Raw genomic sequence first — 24,355 nt, 5'->3', positions numbered from 1 at the left:
CTTATATTAAGCGGCGGTTACTGCTGCTTCGCTTCCTGCAGTAAATCAAAGATTTCAATAGCTGTCATATCAATATCATCGAAAGGATATTTGTTCCCTTTCCCGTCCTGATCATACACTTCCAATTCAAATGTATCTTTTCCAGGTAAGTATTTCACTTGGCATAAAGTTCTTCCGTTCACTTCAAACAGACGCTGCTGAACCTCGCCGGCTTCACTTCCTTCTTGCAATGACTTTAAACGCTGAACAATCCCTATTAATTGTGACATTTAAAAGGTCAACCCCTTTCATCTGGCTTCCGGTATTTATTTTATTTTTGACCGTTCATTTTTGTTTGTTATAAAATAAATAGGCAAAAGAAATATACCATACATCTTTTTCATATCCAACCTTTTTATTTTTAATTTTATTTTCTAATAACTCGCGAAAGCACAACAAAGATTGCTTGATTTTGATAAAACAGGAGGAATAAACTTTGGCTTCCATCATTTTATATACCCAACCTGAATGCCCGCCATGCACGATCGTCAAGTTATTTTTAGATGATCGGGGAGTGCAATACGAGGAAAAAAATATTGCTGCTGACATGGACGCCCGTCAGCAGCTGCAGCAGTGGAAATCTTCATCCACACCTACCGTCGTCATCGGCAATGAAGCCATCGCTGGATTTGACCTTGAGAAATTAACCAGCGCCCTTCAAAAGCATGGCTTATAGCGGAGAAGTTACCCAAATGGCCGGCTCAAACCTTTGCGCCGGCCGTTTATTGGTTATCTGACAGCTAAATAAAAAATAAACGCCAGCAGCAACCCGAAGCCGATCAAGTAGGACCAGAAGATCGGATTCTTTAAATAAGGATGTCCTTGAACAGCATTCGGCACCGGCTGATCCAGCCCTTCTTTAACGGCTTGCTGCTGTTTGAGCACTCGAAAGGTATAGAATACGGAAAAAACAACTGTAGCGATCACTACAAATATCAAAACCATCATATAGACGCTCACTGTATGACACTCCCTCTGTATTCTTTTAAGGGTAGTGTTTTTCATTTTTCATAATTCTATTCTGTCTCAATAAAGCAATCCATCCTGTTCAAACAGAAATTCATACGTGATGTCAATGAATAAATATTCACGATCGTTCAAAGGATAAGAAAAGGTTCGGATCGTTTCAGCCGTTTCAATGTCGCTGTAAAGATCCGACAGCAGACCCATTCTATTTTTTCTCATCCGCAAAATATTTTCTAAAAAATACGGCCTCCAGCTCCAATTTTTATCGTAATACTCCGGCTGAAAGATCCACTTCCCGTCTTGTTTAAAATAGTTCGATGTCAGCTCGAACCCATTTTCATCGCAAATGTACACTCGAAAACACATGCCTTCAAAATGCTTCGCCACCGCTTCAAGCAGCTGCTCCCTCGAGAGACTTTTCTTCGCATACTTAGCCGTGATCTCTTGTAGTTCAAGCTGGATCGACTCCGCCAAACGATAAACTTTCTCCAGCGATCGTTTTTCGTGTATGATGAACTCTTGGCATTTTCTTCTCAGCTTGTCCTTCTGAATCCGGGTATTTAAAAATTGTGCAGCCGGCTCGTGCAAGTAAAAGCCTTGATAGTATCGGCCTCCGTGTTTCCACGCATATTGCAGCTGATACTCCATTTCAATATTCTCAAATAAAAGCGAGGCTCCAACTTTTCTGGCCAGCATCGACAGAGAATAAAGAAAGTCCTTATACGTCTGATTGACTGTATTTTTTCTTAAGGTCTGGAGACTGACCTTTAAAATATCCGGTGAGCAATTTACAAATTTATGAAGATGGCCGCTCATTTCTTCAATGTGATCAATCGCCAGGCGGATCCCCAATGTTTTATAGTATCTTAGCACTCTTTCAAGCTCATCGCTGCATCCTGATTGTGATACTTCGAGCACAATATCGCTTAACTTTAAGCCTTTCTCCTCATATTCATGCAATACGGATAAAAAATGCTCGCCTGAATCCTTTGTCAACAGCCTTGCATCTCTGTTGATAAACAAGCTCGTACCGCACTGGGATTGCAATAGCCTATCCAGCGCCCGGCGTAATATAAGATCATCTACTTCGAGATGAAATTCATCCGGAACTTCCGCATCGTGAAAAAAGGGCCCCAGGCTTTTTGCTTCTCCATCCTCCCAGAAGCGTCCAAGCACTTCATATCCGATGATTGTATGTTCGTCCGCACTAAAGATCGGCTGGAAAAAAGGAGTAACTTTTTCAAGGTGTGTCATGACCTCAAGCGCATCCATTTACCTTCCCCCTCCGCAACACAATATAAATAAATATACAAAATATCAATTAATTATTCAACCAGCGTATTACCTGTTTTTATTATCATACCACAAAGAAAGAAGAGCTATCTTGTGCATAGCTCTCCGACTTCATCATTCAACGTTCCGATCTGAAAGCCTGACATTCATATGCTTCGCAGCTTCTTGCTAAAATGGATAGCGATTTAACCATTGCCCGCCATCCATCGTGATGCATTCTCCATTTATATAATCCGCCTCTTCTGACAGCAAATAAAACGCCAGCCCTGCGATCTCCTCTGGTGTTCCGAGCCTCCCGAGCGGCACACTTTGCAGCGTTCTTTCCGCTGCTTCTTGCGACTGCCATAGCCTTTCAGCTCCTCCTGTCCGTTCAATCGGCCCGGGCGCAATAGCATTTGTCCGTATGCCATATGAATACCCCCATTCCACAGCCAGCGTTCTCGTCAGCGACAGTACACCTGCCTTAGCGGCTGCCGAATGAGCCACTCCCGCTCCGGCGTTCCAGGCATATGTCGCAACTATATTAAGAATGCTTCCTTTCCGCCTTTCTTTAATCCAATATCTCCCAACGGCACTCGAACAGTAAAAGGTCCCATTCAAGACAATATCAATCACTGATTTCCATCCGTTAATGGTTAGCTTTTCAGCTGGCACGATAAAATTGCCGGCTGCATTGTTCACGAGACTGTCAATCGTTCCGAAATGACGGGAGGTTGTCTCAACCATTCTCTCCGCATCTTCAGGGCGGCGGACATCCATTTGAATCGTCAGCAGCCGTTCCTCCTCTGCCCCCAATTCTTCTTTGGCCGCCTGAAGCCTTTCTTGGCTCCGGCCCGTAATCGCAACCTTGCCGCCACTGTCAAGAAACTTCTTCGCCATATGCTTCCCCATTCCGCTGGATCCTCCCGTCACAATGACCACCTTGTCTCTCATTCCCTCTCCCCCGTTCTCTAAATTAAATCCTTTCCCATTTAAACTGATTCTACCACAGTTTTAGAATATTCCGAAAATATTCTTGAAGCAAAACTGTTTATTCGTTCACCGTTTTCCATTACTATTAACAAGACGTGCCTTACAAAATGTTTAATTCCTGGCACAAGATTTCGTTGAGAGTGGGGTTTTGATGTATGCAAGAAAAAATATCCCGCCGCAGCTTCTTAAAGAAAGCATTTGCCTTTTTGATGAGTGCAGCCGGCTTAGCCGGAGGTGGTTACACATACGCACGTTTTATCGAACCAAGAAGATTGGAGATTAATGAGCTTGATATTGCTCATCCGCTTATCCCAGCCGCCTTTCATAATAAGAAAATCGTCCAATTTAGCGATACGCATCTCGGGTTCCAATATACGCTTGAGCTTTTGCAGCATCATGTGCAAACGATCAATTCCTTAAAGCCGGATATTGTGCTGTTTACCGGGGATCTCTTAGATAAACCGAATGAAATTAAACCAAAAACAGCCCAGTCTGCGATCTCTATTTTGCAGCAGCTGCAAGCTCCGCTTGGAAAATTCTCTGTTTACGGCAATCATGATCACGGCGGATATGGCACCGATTTATATCAAACCATCATGAAGCGGTCAGGCTTTCAATTGCTTCAAAATGAATCAGCTGTGCTGAGATGGGGAAAGGATCAAATTTTCCTGCTTGGAATTGATGATGCTATGCTCGGCGAGCCTAATATCCGCCAGGCCAAAAAACAGGTCCAGGAAGGAAGTTATTTGATTCTGCTCTCGCACGCCCCCGATCTTGCAAATGACGCCGCTGATGCTGGCATCCATTTACAGCTGAGCGGGCATTCTCACGGCGGTCAAATACAGCTTCCTCTTATCGGAACATTAATTACCCCGCCGTATGCTGAAATTTATAAAGAAGGATCCTATCAAGTAGCTGGAGAAAGCGGTCTCACCTTATATGTAAATCGCGGTCTCGGCACGACCCGGCTGCCGTTCCGCTTTTTATCCGTGCCTGAAATCACCGTCTTTACTTTAAAAGCCGGCAGTCAGGCATGAGAACTCCTCATGCCTGACTCCTGAATAAGGAAACGCCCAAGAAAAATAAGATGATTGAACCCGCAAGCGTGATCCCTGTATATATCAAAAAAGCCGAGCGTTGTTTCTTTAGAAGTTGAGCAGCCTCCACACTGAATGTTGAAAAGGTCGTATATCCCCCTAAAAGCCCTGTGCCCACTAACAGCTGAAGCTCTCCGGAAAGTGCGGACACCGCCACCCCCAGCAAAAAGCTTCCTGATAAATTGGCCAAAAGAGCGCCAAGAGGGAATGGGCGTTTTTCTCCGGCAGCCAATAAGCCGACAACATAGCGCAAAACGGCGCCCAATGCTCCTCCCGCCGCAACTAAAACATATGTCATCTTTTCTCTTCCCTCCTTGACCCTTCAGCCAGCTTTAATCCAATGAGTGCAGCTGTCATTCCTGACACCACTGATACTGCTATATACAAACTGCCTAATAGCATGTTGGTCTGAATCATTTCCACCGCTTCTCTTGAAAAACTGGACATGGTGGTAAATCCGCCGCAAAATCCTGTGCCTAAAAACAGCGATGTTTCCTTTCTCCATTTCTTTCTCATAGCAAGCGCAGTTAAGCAACCAAGCAGAAAGCTGCCAGCTGTATTCACCACGACTGTGCCAAACGGAAAAAAACTCGCATTCAAGCTGCTGAACAAATAGCGGAGGACGGCGCCCAATGCTCCTCCCGCCGCGACATACAAACTATTCATGCAATCCCCTCTTTAACTGGTGTATACTCTGATCAACAGCCAAGGCCGGCTCCTCCTGCGCCTGGAGCCGGCCTTGGCTGTCACTCTTCATCTTCCCGCAAACGATACACAGCCTTTAAACATTCTTCTTGGCTGTTGATCATCGGTTCACCTTCTTTTCGTTCAACGTAATGATAGTTTCCTTCATTATCCTGATAACGGGCTTTCATATTATCGCTTAATTGCAATTGTAAAAATTGGAATATCCGATTCTTTAAGGTTCCATCAAACAGCGGAAACAGAATTTCTACTCGCTTGACCATATTCCGGGTCATCATATCAGCAGAAGATAAATAGATTTTGCTCTCTCCATTATGATGGAAATAATAAATCCGGCTATGCTCGAGGAAGCGGCCAACAATGCTGATGACCCGAATGTTTTCGCTGACTCCAGGTATGCCCGGGCGCAAGCAGCAAATGCCGCGAATAATGCAATCGATCTTCACACCGGCACAAGAGGCCTCGTAAAGCTTCATGATCAGCGTTTTATCGGTCAATGAATTCATCTTCGCAATGATCCGGCCGTTGCCGTGTTTTTTATGAGACTCAATCTCTTCATCAATTAATCGGATAAATTCCTCTTGAATATGAAATGGCGCCACGACAATATGATTGTATTCTGGCTTTTCCGTATAGCCGCTTAAATAATTAAAGAAGTTGGTCGCATCCACGCCAAACTTTTTCTTGGTAGTAATCAGGCCATGATCCGTATACAGCTTAGCTGTTTGATCATTATAATTCCCTGTGCCGAGGTGAACGAAGCGTTCAATCCTACCGTTTCGCTTGCGAACCACTAGAGTAATTTTGCTGTGCGTTTTTAAATTATGCATGCCGTAAATGACATGGCATCCTGCTTTTTCTAATTCTTTCGCCCATTGAACATTATTTTCCTCATCAAAACGGGCTTTCAATTCAACAAGCACGGTCACTTGCTTGCCGTTTTCCGCCGCTCTCTTTAAAGCATCGATCACCGGCGAATCACCGCTCACCCGGTAAAGCGTTTGTTTAATGGCTAAAACCGAAGGATCCTCGGCGGCTTTCGAAACAAATTCTACAACCGGTTCAAAGGATTCGTACGGATGATGGAACAGCACGTCCTGCTGCATCACTTTCTCGAATATATCTTCCGTCGAGGATAGATCAAAAGGAGGCTGCGGTATAAAAGTCTCATAAGCTAAATCTTCACGAATCGCCTGCAGTTTCTTTATAAACGGAAACAAGAATGTCAAGTCCACCGGCCCGGCAATCTTATAGACATCCTTATGATGAACCTCCAACTCGCCCAGCAAATAATCGAGCACTTCTTGATCGAGGTCTTCCCCTCTCATTTCTAAACGAACAGCCGCACCCCATTTGCGCTTCTTCAGTTCTTTTTCAATTTCCAGCAGCAAATCGCGGGCCCCTTCTTCATGAATGGTCAAATCGGCATTGCGGGTAATTCTGAATATATTGGTGGACTTCACCTTAAATCCTTTGAAAATTCGATCAACAAAAAACTCCACGACACTCTCTAGCAATACATAGTAATGCTCCGGTCCTTCTGATGGAATTTCAATCGTCCGATTCAACACGCTGGGCACTTGAACGATCGCCACTTTGTCGTTCTCAGCATCGGGATCCTCATTCTCCAGCATAACCAGCAAATTCAAGCTTTTATTTAAAAGCATCGGGAACGGCCGATAGGCATCAATAGCCATGGGCGTCAGCACCGGAAACACTTCATTATCAAAGTACTCCTGCAAATACAGCCGCTGCTCCTTATTTAATTGGCTCATCGGCAGCAACTGAAAGCCTTCTTTCTTCAAAACGGGCATGATCTCCTTGTTTAAGACCTCGTATTGCCGGTCCACTAAATTGTGAGCTTTATAGCTGATCGCATTCAACTGCTGCTTAGGAGTAAGACCGGCTTTATTCTCCGGCTTGTTAAATCCCGCTTTCACTTGATCTTTCAGCCCCGCTACCCGAACCATGAAGAATTCATCCAAATTCGAGCTGAATATAGCCAGAAACTTCAACTTTTCTAATAGCGGGTTATGCTCATCCGACGCTTCCTGCAGCACCCGCTCGTTAAATGCCAGCCAGCTCAATTCCCTGTTATTGTAATACTCCGGACTGGCTAAGTTTTTCTTAACATGTTCCCCCATTGTATACACCCTCTTCATTGAATTATATTTTCTCTATAAAATCCAAATCAATTGGCAGCTGCAGCGCTTTTTCCAGGTGTCTTTTTTGCTTCTCGCTTTGGTACTTCTCTGCCAGGCACCGCTTGCTGCAAAGAATGGACAAAGCAAGACCGCCGTCTTTTCTGATCGCCTTGATGTCTTGCACCACACTTCTCTTCGTGCTGTTAAAGCTGTAACATAGCTTAAGCAGCGCGCCCCATTCCCGCATTTGCCTCCATTCTTCCTTGGAAAACCACCCTTTAAAAGGCTGAGCATATTGCTTGAGAGTGGAATGATTCGTAAATGATGCCAGCAGCGACAGCTGCACTTTTTCTTTATGTGTGTAGCCATCAAATGTCGAATTGGTCAGCAAATAAAAGGTGTGCTGGCTTTTAGAGCTGCTGGAAATATACTCTCCTAAATTAAATAGCTGAGCTGCCTGTTTCAACATAAATTCCGCTTCCTCGTCGATCGACAGAACGCCCGACGCCTGCAATTCAGCTGCCAGCCGCTCTGTCAAAAACAGCACTTGCTGAGAGGCTTCCGAATTCATTTGGTAGCTTTGCAGCAGCCTCGTGGTGCCTTTTTCCTTAATTTCCTGCTCTGTATTTGCCGACAGCTTATAAAGCTTATCCATAATGACTCCATCTCTAAGCCCGCGGGAGCTGATGATCATTCGTTTAGATTTAGAATTCTCCATAAGCTGGTATAACACCTCTAAAGCCGGCAAGATAATGTCAGCCCGTTCCTTCGATAAACCATCCACCTTTTCCAATTGCTCAAAAGAAAGAACAGACAGCTCCTCCCGCAATTCCTTCATGGATTTGGCTGACATTTCATATCCGTGAAGACCGATGGAAGGATATTCCCTTTTTATCTGATCCACATTCGCAAGATTGCGGGCGCTGCCCCCGACAGCGACAATGGCGCCTCCTTCATTGTGAATCCAAGGAAACCGAGCCAGCTCGCTCTGCAGATAAGAATTCAATTCCTTTTGCTCGTCTTCAGACATTCGTTCCTCTTTAAGAAAGCGCTCCTTTAGCGTAACCGCCCCGAAAGGAAAACTAAAGGATGCAACCGGCTTCCTGTTTTCAAACTTGGTGATTTCGGTGCTGGCGCCTCCGATATCGACGCACAGCCCGTCATCTGCTGCAATGGTTTGCGTGACAGCAGCCAGACCATACCGGGCCTCCTCTTGCCCCGTTAAAATTCTTATTGTAAATCCCGTTTCATTTTTTATGTATTCGATGATATCGTCACGGTTAGAAGCCTGCCGAACCGCAGCCGTTGCCGCGCATTCCACATCTTCTACGTGATGGGTATTCAGAATCTCTTTGAAGTTATGAAGTACATCGGCTAAGATTAAAATGCCTTCTTCTGAGAGCTGGTTATTCTCACCTAAATACTTACCAAGCCGGATCGGCGCTTTCACATTCTCGATCTCCTCAAAGCTGGATTCGTCCAGGCGGTAAATAACCAAACGAACGGTGTTGGAACCGATATCAATAATTGAAGTTTTTTTATTGTTCATTGCATATACACTGCCTTCTTTTTTTAAACTCTAGTTTCCACTAAAAAATGTCGGTTAAACCGTGTAACGGCTTTCCTTGTTAGAAAAAACAGGTTATAATGATAGAAAAAATAGTGCGAAAGGAGTCTTTACTTTGAATACTCAATACAGCAACCAGGAACCTCCCGCTCACCCTCCATCTACCTTGACCCTCGCAAAAGCGATCTTTACTGTCAACCGCCATGCTAAAACAGCAACGAATCCGAAATTTCTATATACGCTAAAGAAGAAAGCGCTCATAAAAATGATTCGTGAAGGCCGGGCAAAAAAAACGGGTCTCCATTTCTCCAATAACCCCAAAAACAGCCAACAGCAATCTGATGTGCTCGTTACTTGCGGAGAGTATACCTTTCATATCCCTCCTTGCAAAGAGGATTTCAGCACCCTCCCCCATTTCGGACATCTTGATAAACAAACGCGGAACCCGCGGGCAGCCATGAACTTGATGGACGCCAAGAAAATTCTGCAATCGTATACAGGATTGAAGGAGCACCGCCCTTCTCCAAAACGAAACAGACCCTATAAAAAACCCGTCTTCAAACCCTTAGGACAATCTTACTAATGCGCTCTGATCCTTTTTAAGCAAACACCGGCTATGTTCATCCAGCCGGTGTTTGCTCATTGTCCGCTGCTTACAGAACCAGCCGGTCAATACTCTTTACCAGCTCTGTGATTTCCGGCTTGCTGACTTGAGCATCCGCTCCAACTCCTTCGCCTTTATGGCGGAGGTCATCGGTGATCAAAGAAGAAAAAATGATCACTGGAAGCTTGCTTAGCTGCGGGTGCTCCTTCACCCTTTTGGTTAAATGATGGCCATCCATTTGCGGCATTTCTATATCGGTAATTAGAAGCTGCACCTCGTTTTCAATATCCGTTTTCTCAGCAGCGGCATGGAGGTATTCAAGAGCCAACTTGCCGTTTTCAAAAAACTCAACACTGTCATATCCCGCTTCTGCCAGCGTGTCGTGAATCAGTTTTCTCAGCAGCGGAGAATCCTCCGCAACGATTAACCGCTTAGAAGAGCGCTCTCTTTTGCCAAGCTGCTTAATTTGGCCCACATGAATGCCGGATTGCGGATTGATATCGACGATAATCTTCTCAAAATCAAGCAGAAGGATCATTTCGTTTTCGATCTTAATAACGCCAATCACTTGGCTGTTGCCGCCTTGATACATATCGGAAGGCTTCTCGATATCCTCCCAAGATATGCGGTGGATGCGCGTGACATTCTGAACATGAAAAACGACTTTCTGCTTATTGAATTCGGTCACAATTAATTTATCATTTTCGCTGTTTTCACCAGTTGGCAAGCCCAGTACTTTCGTCATATTCACAACCGGCAGCACTTCTCCCCTCAGCTGAATAATGCCTTCAATATACTCATGGGCGTGCGGAATAAAAGTGATCGGCAGCGGCTGGATAATTTCTTTCACTTTAATGACATTAATGCCATACTTATTATTTTGCACTTCAAATTCAACGATTTCCAGTTCGTTCGTACCGCTCTCTAATAAAATCTCATAGTCTTGGCTCATAAGTCTTTTGTCCCCTTGTTTTTATTTTACTATATCATGAATTCTTTCGACTTATTAGGAGAAAATATTTAGATTTATTTAACAAAATGTTAAATTTTTTAACAAAGTTTGTGTTTATTAGGCAAAATCCTCCAATGACTGGCTAGTGAAATGCTTGTTCTTTATTTAAAAGTAATTTTCCTTTTGCGTTTTTTATTTTTTTTGCCGAAAGACAGCCAGCCCGCCTTGAAAAACATCAGAAACATAAGAAGAGCGATGACAGCCATGGTTCCTATTGTAATAAAATAGCCGTAACGATACTCCAATTCCGGCATATTGCTGAAATTCATCCCGTAAATGCCGGCAATGAACGTCAACGGCATAAATATCGTAGTGATCACAGTCAAGGTCATCATAATTTTATTCATTTTGTCCGAATTGACGGATAGATAATTGTCGCGCACATCCGATGAGAAATCACGGTACGACTCCAGCATTTCTACAAGCTTCAGCAAATGATCATACACATCGCGGTAGTAAAGATGCCGATCTTTCATAAATTCCAGCCGTGTGGAATTCAGCATTCTATACACTAAGTCCCGCATCGGAAAGATGGAGCGCCGAAGCTTAGCCATATCATGGCGAATATCAAACAAACGGTCAATTAATTCATTACCGGAATCATTGTCCGTCTCTTCATCCACGTTGTTCAGCTGATCTTCAATGCGATAAACAGGCGGGAAAAACTCATCCACAAAGCTATCGATCAAGCTGTGCAAAATAAATGCCGGCCCGCGCTGCAGCATCTCATCTTCATTTATTCGCTCCCATACTTTATCCAGCTCCCTGACCGGCTGTTTATGGAAGGTGACGAGCATGCGCTCATTTATAAACACATCTACTTCGCTTCCCTCCAATGTGTCCCGATTCAGCGCATGAAGCAGGAAGAAAAAATGCTCGTCATAAAAATCAACCTTCGGCCGGCCCGTCAGTGCGTCGAGACAATCCTCCACCGCCAACGGGTGGAATTGAAAGGCCCGATTAAGCAGCCGCTGCTCTTTAAGGTCAGGCTCCGCAAAATCCACCCAGTACCATATTGTCTCTTTGCTTTTCATTTCTTTTAACGGAGCATTATAAAGCAATTGTCCGTTCGTTCTTTTTATGCAAGTTCGGATCATTTGACTCTCTCCACATAGATTTTTTTCGTTATCCACAAAACCATTTTCAATGATACAATAACATACATAAAGAAAGGCGGCGATGTCACTTGGAACATTGTATCAATGAAAAGGTTAGAAACATCCAAATTTCCGGAATCCGCAAATTCTTCAATCTGGTCAGCGGAACCGATGATATGATCTCTTTGACGATCGGACAACCAGACTTTCATACCCCCGATCACGTGAAGGAAGCGGGCATTCAAGCGATTGAACAAAACGCCACTACATATACACATAACGCCGGCTATATTGAGCTTCGGAATGCCGCAGCTCATTATGTCAGCCAAAAGTATCATTTGACTTATTCTCCAGAGACAGAGGTGATCGTTACCTCAGGAGCCAGCCAAGCCATCGATGTAACACTGCGCACCATTTTATCACCGGGCGATGAAGTCATTCTTCCGGGGCCTGTCTATCCCGGTTACGAACCGATCATTTATATGTGCGGCGCTCAGCTAAAAACGGTCGATACTCGGCAAAATGACTTTAAGCTTACGGCTGATTTAATTCGCCCGGCGATCACGCCGCAAACAAAAGCAATCATTCTGCCCTATCCTTCAAATCCAACCGGCGTCAGCCTATCCAAAGCAGAATTAAAGGAAATTGCTGATTTAGTAAGAGAAAAAGATATTTTTATTGTCGCTGACGAAATTTACAGCGAGCTTTCCTATGACCGGGCGCATGTCTCAATCGCTTCGTTTCTGAAAGAGCAAACCATCGTAATCAATGGCTTATCCAAATCTCATGCGATGACTGGCTGGAGAATCGGCCTATTATTCGCTCCTGAAAATATTGCAAAGCATATGCTAAAGGTTCATCAGTACAGTGTGTCCTGTGCCTCTTCCGTCTCGCAGCGGGCGGCATTAGCAGCGTTAACGGCAGGAATGGATGATGCAAAACCGATGCGCGAGCAATATAAGCAGCGACGCGAATACGTCACCAAACGCCTGCAATCGCTCGGATTTGATGTTGTCAAGCCGGATGGCGCATTCTACTTTTTTGTAAAAATCCCTTCCTATGTCACAGATTCATCGTTTGATTTCTGTTATCACCTGGCCACTAAGTATAAAGTAGCCGTTGTGCCCGGCAGTGCATTCACCGAATATGGAGAAGGCTATTTCCGATTATCCTATGCCTGCTCGATGAAGCAATTGGAACAAGGAATGGATCGCATAGAAGCTTATATCCGATCCATTCGCGAGCACCTATAAAGAAGCAAGGAGCGGGATCCGCTCCTTGCTTCTTATTCATTCCAATACTTTATTAGCGCTTGTGTGCCGCTGTCTTGCTCCCCTTTTGCTGCCAATTGCCCGTACATCTCTTTCGCCTTTTCAAGACCCGGCAAAGGCAAATCCATTCGCTCCGCCTCCTCAAGAGCGATTCGCATATCCTTGATAAAATGCTTAATGTAGAAACCCGGCTTGTAATCCTGTTTGATCATCCGCGGCGCTAATTGCGACAGCGACCAGCTTCCTGCCGCTCCTGTCGAAATGCTTTTCAGCACCGTTTCCTGATCAAGTCCGGCTTTATGTGCGTAAAGCATGGCTTCGCATACCCCGATCATATTCGATGCGATCGCTATTTGATTGCACATTTTCGTATGCTGGCCTGCACCAGGACCTCCTTGATATACAATATTTTCTCCGATTATATCCAATATCGGTCGGGCCGCTTGGAAGGCTTCACGGTCTCCGCCTACCATAATGGCCAGAGTCCCTTCTTTCGCGCCGATATCTCCGCCCGAAACCGGGGCATCCAATGCATGAACTCCCCGCTCCTTCGCTCTTTCATATATCTTTTTAGCAAGGCTCGGTTTAGAGGTCGTCATATCAATTACCATTTGGCCCGGCCGGCTGTTTGGCAGAATGCCGCCAGCGCCCAAGTACACTTCCTCGACATCCTTCGGCTCACCAATAATCGTCAATATAATATCCGCCTGCTCAGCTAATTCCGCTGGACTCTCACACCATGAAGCTCCGAGGTCAAGCAGCTCTTGCGCTTTTGTTTTCGTGCGATTATAGATATAGAGCGGATAACCAGATAGCAAAAGATGCTTGGCCATGCTTTTCCCCATGACACCCGTTCCAATAAAACCCAGTTTCTTCTTTATCATAACATTTCCACCTTTTCGATATAATGGATGACGCAAATTGGCTGAAGCAAGTTCTGTTTGACTGCAGAATAAAAAAAAGACCCGCCATAGGCAGGTCCCAAGAAAAGGGGGTTTGTGAGTGAGAATTTCCAATTGATCATGCTTAGTTGTATCTTTCCCACGTCCCTGCGCTTTTAAACCATCTTTTTTAATTTTTTCTTTGCTTTTAAATAGAACGCACCATTCCGCCATCAATCAGAAGGCTGCTGCCGGTTACATATGTATTGGCATCGGATGCAAGGAACGCCACGACATTGGCGAACTCCTCTGGTCTTCCATAACGCCCCAGAGGAATTTTCTTTTTCATCTTATCCTCTTGCTCTTCCACGGAAATTCCTTGTTTCTTCGCATTTACCTCATCGAGATGACGGACGCGATCCGTCGCGATTCTTCCTGGAGCTGCGGTATTTACTAAAATATTATACGGGGCCAATTCTTCGGCTAATGTTTTGGAGAGCCCGACAATCCCCGTACGGAACGTATTGGATAGTATAAGCCCCGGGATTGGTTCTTTAATGGAAGAGGAAGCAATATTGACAATTCTCCCGCCCTGCTTTTTCAAGTGCGGCAACGCTTCTCGAATCACGCGAACATAAGACAGCAAGTTCAATTCAAATGCTTGCTGCCATTGTTCATCCGACATCTCTTCAAACATCCCGGCCGGCGGTCCGCCGGCATTATTAATCAAAATATCAATCTTGCCAAATTGATCAACGGTCTTCTTGACAAGCCGCTGAATTTCTTCTGGCTTCGTAAGATCACACACCGTATAATCTACTTTTGCACCTGTCAGGCCGTTCAAGCGCTCTTTTGTTTCCTGAAGTTTTCTCTCATTTCGGCTGGCTATCATAACCTCGGCTCCACCAGCTGCCAGCTTTTCAGCGATAGCTTGTCCCAACCCTTGACTGGACGCCAGCACTAAAGCCGTTTTTCCTTGAAAAGAGTAGTCCAACAAAATCCCTCCCATCTATCGATTCCCATCCATTATAATATAATTTGAATATTCCTGCATTTCTCCCTTCAATAGAAAGAATAGTAATTCTGAGTGCTGCAATCCAACACGTCTGATAGGAGAATCCCTCTTTGGCACAGATCAGGACAAACAGTTGAAATCTGACCGCCTAAAATGGGTAAGGAATTTCGTGAAAATAGGAAATCCTTAATTTAAATCAAATTATCGACATTCAAAATACCACATAGCTTTTTAACTAAAACGCCCCTAAACAAAAAACCCCCATGCGTCTTAGCACATGGGGTCAATGGGGGAAATGAAAAGGTTGAGATGGCTTTTCATTTGCTGTTCACTTATTCTTACCCAAAATCAATCCGCTTTGCTCTTATTTTTCAAGCCATTATGACATCTGCCCTGATGAGCTTCTGGAAAGCGGCTCGCCCTTTCAGCATGATGGGCTATTATTGGGCCAATCCTTCTTCTTTCAGCAAGTTTGCAATAATCGTGATCGCCTCTTGTTCATCGCTGCCATCCGCGATAATCTTAATATCAGAATGCTGGCCAATTCCAAGAGACATCACGCCCATGATGGATTTCAAATTGACTTTCCTTTCTTGATATTCCAGTTCAATTTCGCATGAAAACCTGCTTGCAGTCTGAACTAATAAAGTAGCTGGCCGGGCATGGATCCCTGTTTCAGCTGTAACCTTAAATTGTTTTTCTACCATTGATATTCTCTCCTTCTAAATCACAAGTTTGAGTATTCATACATTATAAGGAAGACAAGACCGCCGCGATCGAATCAGCAGAGGCTTGCTTCATTTTGTCAATCTCATCGTCCGCCCCTCTTCAGCGTGCGACAGAAAGCCGGGGGTTGCTTCTCACCGCCTTGCTTCTTGCATGTAAGAGTAGCAAACAGTGCCGCCGCGTCTGGCCACTCCTTTGAAATGTTTAAAATCCTCTCGCTTAACTAACACATCCCGGAAAACCATAAACTGATCTTTGCTTACAAGACATTCTTGAATATTTCCGTTTTTCAGATCTTCTAACAGACGTTCAGCTTCCTCTCTCGTCATGCTAAAAATCCTTTCTGAATTTTGTTTAATATCATGCAAAACACTTTACTCTTATTGGCAAATAAGGCAAACTGTAAAGTAATAAATGCTCATAAGACGTGTTTCACTGCCTACGTAATCAGCCGGCTTCTAAAATCTTATAATAAACGCCGCGGAAAAACAATATGGAGCAAACGTTTACATTAAAGTATGAAGGGGAGTAGGAGAAATGGCAAAAGCAGAAGTGGGGAATGTCATTAAATTTAAAGGTGGTTTGCTGGGTCTGGTTGAAAAAGTCAATGAAAATTCCGTTATCGTTGATTTAACAATTATGGATAATTTCCATAGCCTGGACATGGAAGAAAAAACCGTGGTCAACCATAAAAACTATACGATTATTCATCCTTCCGTGAACGCTTAGCGAGATATTCTTTTGAGAAGGGACTGATTCCTGAAGAATCGGTCTCTTTTTATTTCAAGATTTTATCATTACATTTCACTATGTATTTTGATAAAATAATGGCGGTGATGATAGAAAGGAGAACAAAAACGAATGGCACTTCTTAAAGATTGGCGGCTCATCGCAAGCGTTTTGTTTGCGCATATACTGCTTTATGTTACATTTTCTGATCGCGACATTTTTTGGTACATATATACAGCAGCAAACCTTTTCTTTATAAGCTTTGCTATTATGAATGAAAAGATTGATGATAAACAAAAAACTCGCAGCTATCTGAAATACGGTTTATTATCCGGGCTGCTGTTATATGCGCTCTTTTGGGTGGGGCATTTGCTTTTGCCTTATCTTCCTTTTTCTTTAGACAGTCAAGTATCAGCCCTTTATAAGCGGTATTCGCCTCAATTTTCCTGGCACTATATTGTGCTGATCTTAGTGTTTATCCCAGGTGAGGAGCTGTTTTGGAGAGGGTTTATCCAAAAGCGGCTGTCCGTTTATTTCAATGATTTGACTGCGATCCTCGTCAGTTCCATGCTATTCGCCTCTATCTTTATTTACTCGGATAAGCTTATCTGGATGTTGGCGGCATTCGTAGCCAGTCTCTTTTGGGGAGCGCTATATGTTTGGAAACGCAGCATTCCTATGCTGATCATTTCGCACTTAGTTTTTACCCTGCTTCTATTAATCTTCCTCCCGCTTCGTTAACAGAAAAGCGAGCCATGTGAAACGCATCCCGAAAGTCAGAGTCAAAATCTGACTTTCCGGGGCATCACACATGCTGCCCGCTTTTTTATTTTTTCCATAAAAGCAGCAGAAACAGCAAGCTGATCATACCGAATAACGGATACAAAAAACCAAGCAATGTGCTGTAAGAAATTTGGCTTAATAAAAAACCCGCACCGAAAATCAGACTTAAGAGCACAGCTGGACTCCAATTGACATGCGATTCAAGCTGTTGCTTTAAACCGTAAGCGTTGCCAACTACTGAAGTGAAAATTTCCCCGTAAATCAAAAAAACATATATATAATGAAATGCCGGCATCAATTGTTCCACCACTTTTGCCATGGGAATCTCATATCGGGAAATGTCTCCAATTTGCAACAGGCTTACGTGACTGGCAAGCATCAGCAATGTCAGTATTGCTCCTCCAAGAAAAGCCCCTCTTTTAATCACTCGCTTATCTTTAATTTCATAGGCCAGCGGAACCAAAACAGCTTGCGCCAACGTTAAATTAAGTGCTGTATAGCTAAATGGGGCGACCCATAATTTCCAAGGCTCCAATCCCTCTCCTCCAGTGAATAAAGATTGCCAAAAGTAAGATCCAGCAGCCGCTTCCGCCGCCAAAACGAAATGAAACAGGAGCATCAGCGGAACCACGAAAACATTTACCGCCAGCAGCCCCTTTACCCCTTTTTGTACGACTAAAAAGCCCGCAGCCATCGTCACAACAATTCCTGTATTGGCGGACACATCCCATCTTTCCTCGAATAAGGCCCCCGTTCCTGACAGCATCACCCCGGTTACCCCTATCAGCATACAGAATTGAATCACCGTCACGCCCATTCCCAGACTCCGCCCAAACAGAAACGTATTAAACTCTTGAAAAGAAGGGGCCTGCAAGTCAATCGCTTTGGTCATCATTTTGGCTCCGAGAAAAATAAAGAGCAAGCCGCTGATCATAATCGTCAGCAATCCGTAAAGCCCAAACTGTGAAAAGAATTGAACAATCTCCCTCCCAGTCGCAAATCCCGCTCCAATTACCGTTCCGATATATACTGCAGCTACTTGACATGCCCCGCTCCAAGTTCTCAATCTTGCATCCCCCGCTTTTTCTCTGCTACTTCACCATATGCTTGTCTACCAGCATTAAGAATCTATTTATATTTTTTAAACAAAACTCTTGAAAGTCAAAGATAGTCAAAGTATAATAAAGTCAAAGATAGTCAAAGTCAAAAATATTTTAAAGGGGTGAACTTATTATGTTATGTCAAAACTGTCAGCAAAAAAAAGCCAATGTGCAATTGCGTTTTCAAATAAATGGACAAGAAAAGCAAATACATTTATGCTCAGCGTGCTATCAAAAAAATAAACAAGCCATCGGAGGCCCTTCTCTGAACTTTCAGCCATTTGAAGGTTTTCCGTTTGATGAATTAATGAAAGGCTTCGGTTTCTCCCATCCTGTTTCAGGTATGAAGCAGCCATCCGGCAATCCGTTTCAAATGTCAGCGCCGCAACAGGGCGGCAACAACGGAAACGGCTTACTCGATCAATTCGGCCGCAACTTAACAAACATGGCGAAAGCCGGCTTGATCGATCCGGTAATCGGGCGGGAAAAGGAAGTAGAACGTGTCATTGAAGTCTTAAACCGCCGCAACAAAAACAATCCGGTACTAATCGGAGAGCCGGGTGTCGGAAAAACAGCCATCGCGGAAGGACTGGCTCTGAACATAGCGGAGGGGCGCGTGCCGGCAAAGCTGAAAGGACGGGAAGTATACTTGCTTGATGTCGCCTCCCTCGTAGCCAATACTGGAATCCGCGGCCAATTTGAGGAGCGAATGAAACAATTGGTTGCTGAACTGCAGCATAAGAAAAATATTATTCTATTTATTGATGAGATCCATCAGCTTGTCGGCGCCGGTTCCGCGGAAGGCTCCATGGATGCCGGAAACATTCTAAAGCCGGCCCTCGCTAGAGGAGAATTGCAGTTAATCGGGGCAACCACACTGAAAGAATACCGGCAAATTGAAAAAGACGCGGCGTTAGAACGGCGTTTTGAGCCGGTGCAAGTCAGCGAACCGACTGTCGGCCAGGCCGTTGAAATATTAAAAGGCTTGCAAAAGCGCTATGAAGATTTTCATGAAGTAACTTATTCACAAGAAGCCATTGAAGCGTGCGCTGTTCTTTCACATCGTTATATGCAAGACCGCTATCTTCCTGATAAAGCCATCGACTTAATGGACGAGGCAGGCTCAAAATTAAACTTAACGATTGACACGCAAGATCAAGAGTCGATCCAGCAGCGCCTAGCGCAAATTGCCAAAGAAAAACAGGAAGCTTTGCAAACAGAAGCTTATGAACGGGCAGCCAAGCTTCGCGATGAAGAGGAAAAATTAGAACAGCAATTAAACGGCCAGAACCCCTCATCCGAACGCCCAGTTGTCACCGTGGAAGATATTCAGCAGCTGATCGAACAGAAGACAGGCATTCCGGTAGGCAAGCTGCAGCAAGATGAACAGGAGAAAATGAAGAACCTGGAGCAAAACCTGTCACAAAAAGTAATTGGACAAGCGGAGGCGGTGAAAAAAGTGGCCAAAGCGATCCGCCGCAGCCGAGCTGGCTTAAAGCCGAAAAACCGTCCGATCGGCTCCTTCCTATTCGTAGGGCCGACAGGAGTCGGTAAAACAGAGCTGTCCAAAACATTAGCAGAAGAGTTATTCGGTTCAAAAGACACGATGATTCGTCTGGATATGAGTGAGTATATGGAAAAACATAGCGTCTCCAAATTGATCGGTTCTCCTCCAGGCTATGTCGGACATGAAGAAGCCGGTCAATTGACAGAAACGGTGCGCCGCCGCCCATACAGCATCATTTTGCTTGACGAGATCGAAAAAGCCCATCCGGATGTTCAGCATATGTTCTTGCAAATTCTGGAGGATGGCCGGTTGACAGACAGCCAGGGCCGTACAGTCAGCTTCAAAGATACCGTTATTATTATGACAAGCAATGCCGGGGCGGCTGATAAGCCGATTACCGTCGGATTTGAAAAAAGCAGCGCTGTGAAGGAAAGCTCCATCCTAGATTCCCTTGGCTCTTTCTTCAAACCGGAGTTTTTGAACCGATTTGATCGCATTATTGAATTCAAATCTCTTGGAAAAGAAGAATTGCTGAAAATTGTTGACTTAATGATCAATGAATTAAATCAAACATTGCAAGAACAGCAAATGGCACTTCAAGTGACCGATGAAGTAAAAATGAAATTAAGCGAGCTCGGCTACCACCCTGCTTTCGGCGCGAGACCGCTGCGGCGGGTCATCCAAGAACAATTAGAAGACCGCATTGCCGATTTTATTCTGGAGCATCCAGAAACAAAATCATTGAAAGCGATCGTTGAAGAAGATCAAATTCATATCGTTGAACAATAAAAAAATGGTGTCCGGACAGAATGCCGGACGCCATTTTTTTATAAATTCTTCATTTGTTCAGCTTTCTGCAGCAGCCATTCTTCAATCGGACGGATCACGGATGCAATACACCCTTCTTCAAACGGGGAGGTTAAGCCGGCTTTTGCCACTATTTCCGTGAAAGATAAGCTTCCTCCCACTTGGCAAATAGACAGATAATCTTTCCAAGCGGCTTCCCGATTCTCATTCATCCACAGCCAAAACTGCAGCGCACATATTTGAGCGAGCGTGTAATCGATGTAATAAAAAGGAACTTCATAAATATGTCCTTGACGCTGCCAAAAACCGCCCGCTTCCAAATAAGGCATGCCATCATAATCCCGATGCGGCAAGTATTCCCTCTCAATTTCTCTCCATATTTGTTTTCTTTCATCGGGAGTTAGCTCCGGATGCTCATATATCCGGTGCTGGAATTCATCCACCGCCGCTCCGTAAGGCATAAAGTGAATCGCCCCGCTTAAATGGGCAAACTGGTATTTATCCGTATCCTTTCCAAAAAATAAGGACATCCATGGCCATGTGAAAAACTCCATGCTCATCGAATGGATTTCACAAGCTTCATAGGTTGGCCACATGTACTCTGGCACGCTGAAATCCCGGCTTGAAAAGACTTGGAAGGCATGGCCTGCCTCATGGGTCAGCACATCTATATCCCCTGCTGTTCCATTAAAATTAGCGAAAATAAATGGAGAACGGTAGTTATGAATATAAGTGCAATAGCCTCCGCCCGCTTTTCCTTTTTTGGCTGTAACGTCCATCAGCTGGCGTTCGAGCATAAATTGAAAAAACTCATCCGTCTCCGGGGATAATTCACCGTACATTTTCTTTCCGTTGCTCATAATCCAATCGGCATCGCCTTGCGGCTTCGGATTGCCGGTTGTAAATTGAAAGGCTTCGTCGTAAAACTTTAAAGAATCAACGCCGATTCTCAACTTTTGCTTTTCTCTTAATTTTGCAGCGAGCGGAACGATATACTGTTTAATTTGCTCTCTATACCCCTTCACCATCTGCGGCTGATAATCCACCCGGGATAAACGCGAATATCCCAATTCTACAAAATTGTTAAAACCGAGCTTGACCGCCGCCTCTGTTCTTACTCGAACGAGCTCATCATATAACTCATCCAATTGTTTTTCATGTTCAGCATAAAAGGAAAAACGGGCTTCCGTCGCTTGCTTGCGGATCATCCGATCGGCTGACTCCGCATATGGCTCCAGCTGGGCAAGGGTGAGCTTTTTGCCTTGGAATTCGATTTGAGCTGAGGCCACAAGCTGCGTATAGTTAGAGGTTAATTTATTTTCCCTTTCCAGCAGCGGCAAAATCTCTGGAGAAATGGTTTTCACATGGGCAGCGGCCAGCAAAAATAACTGCTTGCCAAATGCCGCTTCCAGTTCCTTTCTAAACGGAGAGGAGAGCAGAGCCCGGTACAGCTTAGCGGAAATATCCTCCAGTCTCGGCGCTATTTCGTCCATATACTCTTGCTCTTTTTGATAGAACGGGTCCTCTGTATTCACCGTGTATCGAATATAGCAAAGATCCATCATAGTTTGGATCCGATTGCGGATGCCATTGATTTCTCTTAAGATCCCGATCTGCCCGGCGGCTGATTTCTCAGAGATAAAACGGGAAATCAGCTGACTTGTTGCTTGTTCTGCCTGATCAATATCCGGACGTTCATAGATATACTCCTCACATTTCATTCATACTCCTCCGCTTCCAATAATAGGTTTTTCGTGGATATGCCACGCTTTTTCAGCAATTTGGCCCCTGTTTCCTTCTCTTTCATGTCCGCTTGAATCCTGCGCATCGGCCTTGCGCTTCAGCGGCATAGACAAGGCTGCCGCTGGCCATGAAGATTGTACCGCTGATTTGCTTGCCCCTTTACGGTATAACCGTGCAATTATAGAAAATCACGTCACAGTCAAGCTGCTATCCTAGATGAAGCGATTAAGTTTTCTGCACTCCATGCCAGTCACTCTTTCACCTCTTCATCATTGATTCATAATTGCCTTGAAAAGACGCTCTGAATAAACGGCGAGCCCGCTCTTTCACTAAGTTCCGCCGAAGCTGTCGTATTTCCTTTATAACCTTTTTCCAGTTGAACATCAAGCATCCCCTTGTGGCGCTGTAATCTGATGTACTGGGAAAATAACAAAACGTTGTGAATATTGGCTTTCTGCAATTTCACTCGGGATTATCCGAATTATTTGTTATAATGGATGGGCACGAAACTTTATTAAAGGACGTTAATGTATGAAAAAACGCGAAAGATATATATATATATTTATAGTGATCTTGCCTGCCATCATCGCGATCTTCGGTTTTTATCAAATTCTTTCTGAGCGGGCTAAGGAAGAGCGTGTCAAAAAGCTGGAATGGGTAGCGAATATGCATCGCAACCAAATGGATCAATTTATTAATGAGACAGTCGTAAGTCTTGACATTTTAGCCGTCAGCACAGAATCGGAGCTGAATAACTTAACGAAAGTGCGGACCATTTTGCAGAAAATGGCCAGTAAAGATCCGCGGTATGGCGGAATTTATATGCTTGATTTCGAGGGGAACTTGCTGGTTGGCACCAACGATTTGCTGAAGCAATACAACTTGAGGGATAAACCTTATATCAAAGAAGTGCTGCTGACCAAGAATACAGCTGTTTCTGAGGAAGCGGAAACACTGGTTAATAATCAGCCGGTTATCGCCATCGCTACACCTGTGATGAAAAATCAGCAAGTCAAAGCGATTCTTGTTTCCCATATCCGCCTCGATTACATGAAAAACATTATGCGGCTCCTAACGCCAGAGCACTCTATTGCCTTTGAAAATGCCAAGCAGATTCCGATTTTCTCAATCAATCAGACGAAGGAACTGTCAGAGGATGGCAATTACTTGCGCTATCCGCTCGCGCAGCTGCCCTGGAGCTTAGTCATTGCCTCGGAACCAAGCGAAGAAGAGAACGTCGTACCGATCACACTGTTATTCGCAGTCATCGTAATTATTCTGCTTCATATTTGCTTTTTACTTGTTAAATACCTGATGCTAAAGAGACAGACAAAATTAGAAAGAATGCAGCAGGAAGCTCAAAAGCTTGAACTGATCGGAACACTGGCCGCAAGCACAGCCCATGAAATTCGCAACCCGCTGACCGGCATTAAAGGACTGGTTCAGCTGCTCAACGAAAAATATAACGACAGCACAGACGAGCTGTACTTCTCTGTCATTAATAAAGAAATTGCTCGCATTAACCAAATTGTCAGCGAGTTTTTGATTTTAGGAAAGCCCACTGCACAAAAGGTACAAACGGTTGACATCCGAGAGATTATTGTTGATCTGAATCCATTGATCTATTCTGAAGCCAATCAGTATTCAGTCCATTATCAGGTGGTGCTGCCGGAGCAGGAAACTTGGGTGAATGTGAATTTTGATCAGATGAAGCAAGTCATTTTAAATCTAACGAAGAATGCCTTTGAAGCCATGAACGAAGGCGGAGATTTGAGATTAACCGTGATTAAAGAAGGAAACAGCTGCCATCTTTCTATTACCGATACAGGCCCCGGCATCGAGAAAGAACATTTGCATCAGCTCTTTAAGCCCTTTTTTACTTCTAAAGATAATGGCACCGGGCTGGGACTCGTTGTATGCAAGCGAATTGTTGAATCATTTGGAGGCACAATTGAAATTATCAGTGAATTCGGTTTTGGCACAACCGTGAGCGTCACCCTTCCGCTCCAAAATCGCTGACAACTGCCTGTTATGAGAGAACGAATAACCGGTAGGAATATTCCCTTTTGAAAAGGCGGACCACTGCTTGCTGACAGTGTTCCGCCTTTTCATGCTGTCATAATTTCTTAATGTGATTTCAAGCGTTTAACTTTGCCTTACAATTTGATGTCGCTGGTTTATCCGCTGCAAAAATAGGCTAAACTGTAATGGTTAATGAAGTGAACCTTCAAAACCACGAGGGTTTTCTCTTATCTCCGCTGCTGAATAGAAGAACAAAGGCTCCTATTGCAGCGCCC

At 44.3% G+C, this 24,355-nt stretch carries 24 protein-coding genes; 8 read left to right on the top strand and 16 right to left on the bottom strand.

Features of this window, described 5'->3' with window-relative positions; genetic code table 11:
• Window positions 1–17 precede the first annotated feature (17 nt).
• On the bottom strand, window positions 18–269 hold the full coding sequence (locus tag CEF20_RS04945) for a YkuJ family protein (protein WP_100330751.1): 252 nt from the start codon (window positions 267–269) through the stop codon (window positions 18–20).
• Between the two features lie 206 nt (window positions 270–475).
• Between CEF20_RS04945 and CEF20_RS04940 the strand changes: the two genes are divergently transcribed.
• Window positions 476–715 (top strand): glutaredoxin family protein, encoded by a 240-nt coding sequence (locus tag CEF20_RS04940; protein WP_100330750.1) that lies wholly within the window; start codon window positions 476–478, stop codon window positions 713–715.
• Between the two features lie 53 nt (window positions 716–768).
• Here CEF20_RS04940 and CEF20_RS04935 read toward each other — a convergent pair whose 3' ends face one another.
• The 3 genes from CEF20_RS04935 to fadH all read right to left on the bottom strand — a co-directional run bounded on the left by CEF20_RS04935 (window position 769) and on the right by fadH (window position 3,231).
• Window positions 769–999 carry a hypothetical protein gene (locus tag CEF20_RS04935; RefSeq protein ID WP_100330749.1) on the bottom strand — a complete coding sequence of 77 codons (231 nt, stop codon included), beginning with the start codon at window positions 997–999 and terminating at the stop codon, window positions 769–771.
• A gap of 66 nt (window positions 1,000–1,065) precedes the next feature.
• The gene (locus CEF20_RS04930) at window positions 1,066–2,277 is read right to left on the bottom strand and encodes an EAL domain-containing protein (protein WP_100330748.1); all 1,212 of its coding nucleotides are present in this window, start codon (window positions 2,275–2,277) and stop codon (window positions 1,066–1,068) included.
• 189 nt (window positions 2,278–2,466) lie between these two features.
• Window positions 2,467–3,231, bottom strand: coding sequence for a 2,4-dienoyl-CoA reductase (gene fadH, locus CEF20_RS04925; protein ID WP_100330747.1), 765 nt, complete (start codon window positions 3,229–3,231; stop codon window positions 2,467–2,469).
• A gap of 194 nt (window positions 3,232–3,425) precedes the next feature.
• Here fadH and CEF20_RS04920 point away from each other — a divergent pair, with 194 nt between their 5' ends.
• Window positions 3,426–4,307 carry a metallophosphoesterase gene (locus tag CEF20_RS04920; protein ID WP_100330746.1) on the top strand — a complete coding sequence of 294 codons (882 nt, stop codon included), beginning with the start codon at window positions 3,426–3,428 and terminating at the stop codon, window positions 4,305–4,307.
• Between the two features lie 7 nt (window positions 4,308–4,314).
• On the opposite strand, the gene CEF20_RS04915 is transcribed toward CEF20_RS04920, so the two are convergent.
• From CEF20_RS04915 to ppx, 4 genes are all read right to left on the bottom strand, one after another.
• Window positions 4,315–4,665, bottom strand: a complete 351-nt coding sequence (locus CEF20_RS04915; RefSeq protein WP_100330745.1) for a fluoride efflux transporter FluC — start codon at window positions 4,663–4,665, stop codon at window positions 4,315–4,317.
• Window positions 4,662–5,033 carry a fluoride efflux transporter FluC gene (locus tag CEF20_RS04910; protein WP_100330744.1) on the bottom strand — a complete coding sequence of 124 codons (372 nt, stop codon included), beginning with the start codon at window positions 5,031–5,033 and terminating at the stop codon, window positions 4,662–4,664. The genes CEF20_RS04915 and CEF20_RS04910 overlap by 4 nt, the downstream gene beginning before the upstream one ends.
• An 80-nt stretch (window positions 5,034–5,113) precedes the next feature.
• The gene (locus tag CEF20_RS04905) at window positions 5,114–7,216 is read right to left on the bottom strand and encodes an RNA degradosome polyphosphate kinase (protein ID WP_100330743.1); all 2,103 of its coding nucleotides are present in this window, start codon (window positions 7,214–7,216) and stop codon (window positions 5,114–5,116) included.
• Window positions 7,217–7,238: 22 nt separating this feature from the next.
• Window positions 7,239–8,765 carry an exopolyphosphatase gene (gene ppx / locus CEF20_RS04900; RefSeq protein WP_100330742.1) on the bottom strand — a complete coding sequence of 509 codons (1,527 nt, stop codon included), beginning with the start codon at window positions 8,763–8,765 and terminating at the stop codon, window positions 7,239–7,241.
• A gap of 184 nt (window positions 8,766–8,949) precedes the next feature.
• Between ppx and CEF20_RS04895 the strand changes: the two genes are divergently transcribed.
• The gene (locus CEF20_RS04895) at window positions 8,950–9,366 is read left to right on the top strand and encodes a YkyB family protein (protein WP_408607801.1); all 417 of its coding nucleotides are present in this window, start codon (window positions 8,950–8,952) and stop codon (window positions 9,364–9,366) included.
• 70 nt (window positions 9,367–9,436) lie between these two features.
• Here the strand turns inward: CEF20_RS04895 and CEF20_RS04890 are convergent, their stop codons facing one another.
• Both CEF20_RS04890 and corA read right to left on the bottom strand, forming a co-directional pair.
• Entirely contained in the window at window positions 9,437–10,339 is a 903-nt protein-coding gene (locus CEF20_RS04890) for a chemotaxis protein (protein ID WP_100330740.1), read from the bottom strand.
• 161 nt (window positions 10,340–10,500) lie between these two features.
• Complete coding sequence (gene corA / locus CEF20_RS04885; protein ID WP_100330739.1) at window positions 10,501–11,496, bottom strand: magnesium/cobalt transporter CorA; 996 nt, start codon at window positions 11,494–11,496, stop codon at window positions 10,501–10,503.
• 89 nt (window positions 11,497–11,585) lie between these two features.
• Between corA and CEF20_RS04880 the strand changes: the two genes are divergently transcribed.
• Window positions 11,586–12,749 carry an aminotransferase A gene (locus CEF20_RS04880; protein WP_100330738.1) on the top strand — a complete coding sequence of 388 codons (1,164 nt, stop codon included), beginning with the start codon at window positions 11,586–11,588 and terminating at the stop codon, window positions 12,747–12,749.
• A gap of 32 nt (window positions 12,750–12,781) precedes the next feature.
• Here CEF20_RS04880 and CEF20_RS04875 read toward each other — a convergent pair whose 3' ends face one another.
• The 4 genes from CEF20_RS04875 to CEF20_RS04860 all read right to left on the bottom strand — a co-directional run bounded on the left by CEF20_RS04875 (window position 12,782) and on the right by CEF20_RS04860 (window position 15,718).
• Window positions 12,782–13,651, bottom strand: coding sequence for an NAD(P)-dependent oxidoreductase (locus CEF20_RS04875; RefSeq protein ID WP_100332003.1), 870 nt, complete (start codon window positions 13,649–13,651; stop codon window positions 12,782–12,784).
• A 205-nt stretch (window positions 13,652–13,856) separates the two neighbouring features.
• A complete protein-coding gene (locus CEF20_RS04870) occupies window positions 13,857–14,657 on the bottom strand; it encodes an SDR family oxidoreductase (protein WP_100330737.1) in 801 nt (266 codons plus the stop codon).
• Window positions 14,658–15,103: 446 nt separating this feature from the next.
• On the bottom strand, window positions 15,104–15,370 hold the full coding sequence (locus tag CEF20_RS04865; protein ID WP_100330736.1) for a phosphocarrier protein HPr: 267 nt from the start codon (window positions 15,368–15,370) through the stop codon (window positions 15,104–15,106).
• Between the two features lie 153 nt (window positions 15,371–15,523).
• On the bottom strand, window positions 15,524–15,718 hold the full coding sequence (locus tag CEF20_RS04860; RefSeq protein ID WP_100332002.1) for a hypothetical protein: 195 nt from the start codon (window positions 15,716–15,718) through the stop codon (window positions 15,524–15,526).
• A gap of 208 nt (window positions 15,719–15,926) precedes the next feature.
• Here CEF20_RS04860 and CEF20_RS04855 point away from each other — a divergent pair, with 208 nt between their 5' ends.
• Both CEF20_RS04855 and CEF20_RS04850 read left to right on the top strand, forming a co-directional pair.
• Window positions 15,927–16,118 carry a YkvS family protein gene (locus tag CEF20_RS04855; RefSeq protein WP_100330735.1) on the top strand — a complete coding sequence of 64 codons (192 nt, stop codon included), beginning with the start codon at window positions 15,927–15,929 and terminating at the stop codon, window positions 16,116–16,118.
• A gap of 132 nt (window positions 16,119–16,250) precedes the next feature.
• The gene (locus tag CEF20_RS04850; RefSeq protein WP_100330734.1) at window positions 16,251–16,859 is read left to right on the top strand and encodes a CPBP family intramembrane glutamic endopeptidase; all 609 of its coding nucleotides are present in this window, start codon (window positions 16,251–16,253) and stop codon (window positions 16,857–16,859) included.
• An 85-nt stretch (window positions 16,860–16,944) separates the two neighbouring features.
• On the opposite strand, the gene CEF20_RS04845 is transcribed toward CEF20_RS04850, so the two are convergent.
• Entirely contained in the window at window positions 16,945–17,967 is a 1,023-nt protein-coding gene (locus CEF20_RS04845) for a YkvI family membrane protein (protein ID WP_100330733.1), read from the bottom strand.
• Between the two features lie 167 nt (window positions 17,968–18,134).
• On the opposite strand from CEF20_RS04845, the gene CEF20_RS04840 reads away from it, so the two are divergent.
• Window positions 18,135–20,297 (top strand): ATP-dependent Clp protease ATP-binding subunit, encoded by a 2,163-nt coding sequence (locus CEF20_RS04840; protein WP_100330732.1) that lies wholly within the window; start codon window positions 18,135–18,137, stop codon window positions 20,295–20,297.
• Between the two features lie 38 nt (window positions 20,298–20,335).
• Here the strand turns inward: CEF20_RS04840 and CEF20_RS04835 are convergent, their stop codons facing one another.
• On the bottom strand, window positions 20,336–22,036 hold the full coding sequence (locus CEF20_RS04835; RefSeq protein ID WP_100330731.1) for a M3 family oligoendopeptidase: 1,701 nt from the start codon (window positions 22,034–22,036) through the stop codon (window positions 20,336–20,338).
• Between the two features lie 553 nt (window positions 22,037–22,589).
• Between CEF20_RS04835 and CEF20_RS04825 the strand changes: the two genes are divergently transcribed.
• Window positions 22,590–24,077 (top strand): PAS domain-containing sensor histidine kinase, encoded by a 1,488-nt coding sequence (locus CEF20_RS04825; protein WP_100330729.1) that lies wholly within the window; start codon window positions 22,590–22,592, stop codon window positions 24,075–24,077.
• The last annotated feature ends 278 nt before the right edge of the window (window positions 24,078–24,355 follow it).

The organism is Bacillus xiapuensis, from assembly GCF_002797355.1.
Taxonomy (GTDB): Bacteria; Bacillota; Bacilli; order Bacillales; family Domibacillaceae; genus Bacillus_CE; species Bacillus_CE xiapuensis.
Note: the sequence above shows the minus strand (reverse complement) of the source record. Positions and strands in the feature narration are given on the sequence as shown.

What these genes read in the sequence shown, in the direction of transcription:
- CEF20_RS04945 (WP_100330751.1), bottom strand. Translation starts at nt 269, where the DNA reads ATGTCACAATTAATAGGGATTGTTCAGCGTTTAAAGTCATTGCAAGAA.
- CEF20_RS04930 (WP_100330748.1), bottom strand. Translation starts at nt 2,277, where the DNA reads ATGGATGCGCTTGAGGTCATGACACACCTTGAAAAAGTTACTCCTTTT.
- fadH (WP_100330747.1), bottom strand. Translation starts at nt 3,231, where the DNA reads ATGAGAGACAAGGTGGTCATTGTGACGGGAGGATCCAGCGGAATGGGG.
- CEF20_RS04920 (WP_100330746.1), top strand. Translation starts at nt 3,426, where the DNA reads ATGCAAGAAAAAATATCCCGCCGCAGCTTCTTAAAGAAAGCATTTGCC.
- CEF20_RS04915 (WP_100330745.1), bottom strand. Translation starts at nt 4,665, where the DNA reads ATGACATATGTTTTAGTTGCGGCGGGAGGAGCATTGGGCGCCGTTTTG.
- CEF20_RS04910 (WP_100330744.1), bottom strand. Translation starts at nt 5,033, where the DNA reads ATGAATAGTTTGTATGTCGCGGCGGGAGGAGCATTGGGCGCCGTCCTC.
- CEF20_RS04905 (WP_100330743.1), bottom strand. Translation starts at nt 7,216, where the DNA reads ATGGGGGAACATGTTAAGAAAAACTTAGCCAGTCCGGAGTATTACAAT.
- ppx (WP_100330742.1), bottom strand. Translation starts at nt 8,765, where the DNA reads ATGAACAATAAAAAAACTTCAATTATTGATATCGGTTCCAACACCGTT.
- CEF20_RS04890 (WP_100330740.1), bottom strand. Translation starts at nt 10,339, where the DNA reads ATGAGCCAAGACTATGAGATTTTATTAGAGAGCGGTACGAACGAACTG.
- corA (WP_100330739.1), bottom strand. Translation starts at nt 11,496, where the DNA reads ATGATCCGAACTTGCATAAAAAGAACGAACGGACAATTGCTTTATAAT.
- CEF20_RS04875 (WP_100332003.1), bottom strand. Translation starts at nt 13,651, where the DNA reads ATGATAAAGAAGAAACTGGGTTTTATTGGAACGGGTGTCATGGGGAAA.
- CEF20_RS04870 (WP_100330737.1), bottom strand. Translation starts at nt 14,657, where the DNA reads ATGGGAGGGATTTTGTTGGACTACTCTTTTCAAGGAAAAACGGCTTTA.
- CEF20_RS04865 (WP_100330736.1), bottom strand. Translation starts at nt 15,370, where the DNA reads ATGGTAGAAAAACAATTTAAGGTTACAGCTGAAACAGGGATCCATGCC.
- CEF20_RS04860 (WP_100332002.1), bottom strand. Translation starts at nt 15,718, where the DNA reads ATGACGAGAGAGGAAGCTGAACGTCTGTTAGAAGATCTGAAAAACGGA.
- CEF20_RS04855 (WP_100330735.1), top strand. Translation starts at nt 15,927, where the DNA reads ATGGCAAAAGCAGAAGTGGGGAATGTCATTAAATTTAAAGGTGGTTTG.
- CEF20_RS04850 (WP_100330734.1), top strand. Translation starts at nt 16,251, where the DNA reads ATGGCACTTCTTAAAGATTGGCGGCTCATCGCAAGCGTTTTGTTTGCG.
- CEF20_RS04840 (WP_100330732.1), top strand. Translation starts at nt 18,135, where the DNA reads ATGTTATGTCAAAACTGTCAGCAAAAAAAAGCCAATGTGCAATTGCGT.
- CEF20_RS04835 (WP_100330731.1), bottom strand. Translation starts at nt 22,036, where the DNA reads ATGAAATGTGAGGAGTATATCTATGAACGTCCGGATATTGATCAGGCA.
- CEF20_RS04825 (WP_100330729.1), top strand. Translation starts at nt 22,590, where the DNA reads ATGAAAAAACGCGAAAGATATATATATATATTTATAGTGATCTTGCCT.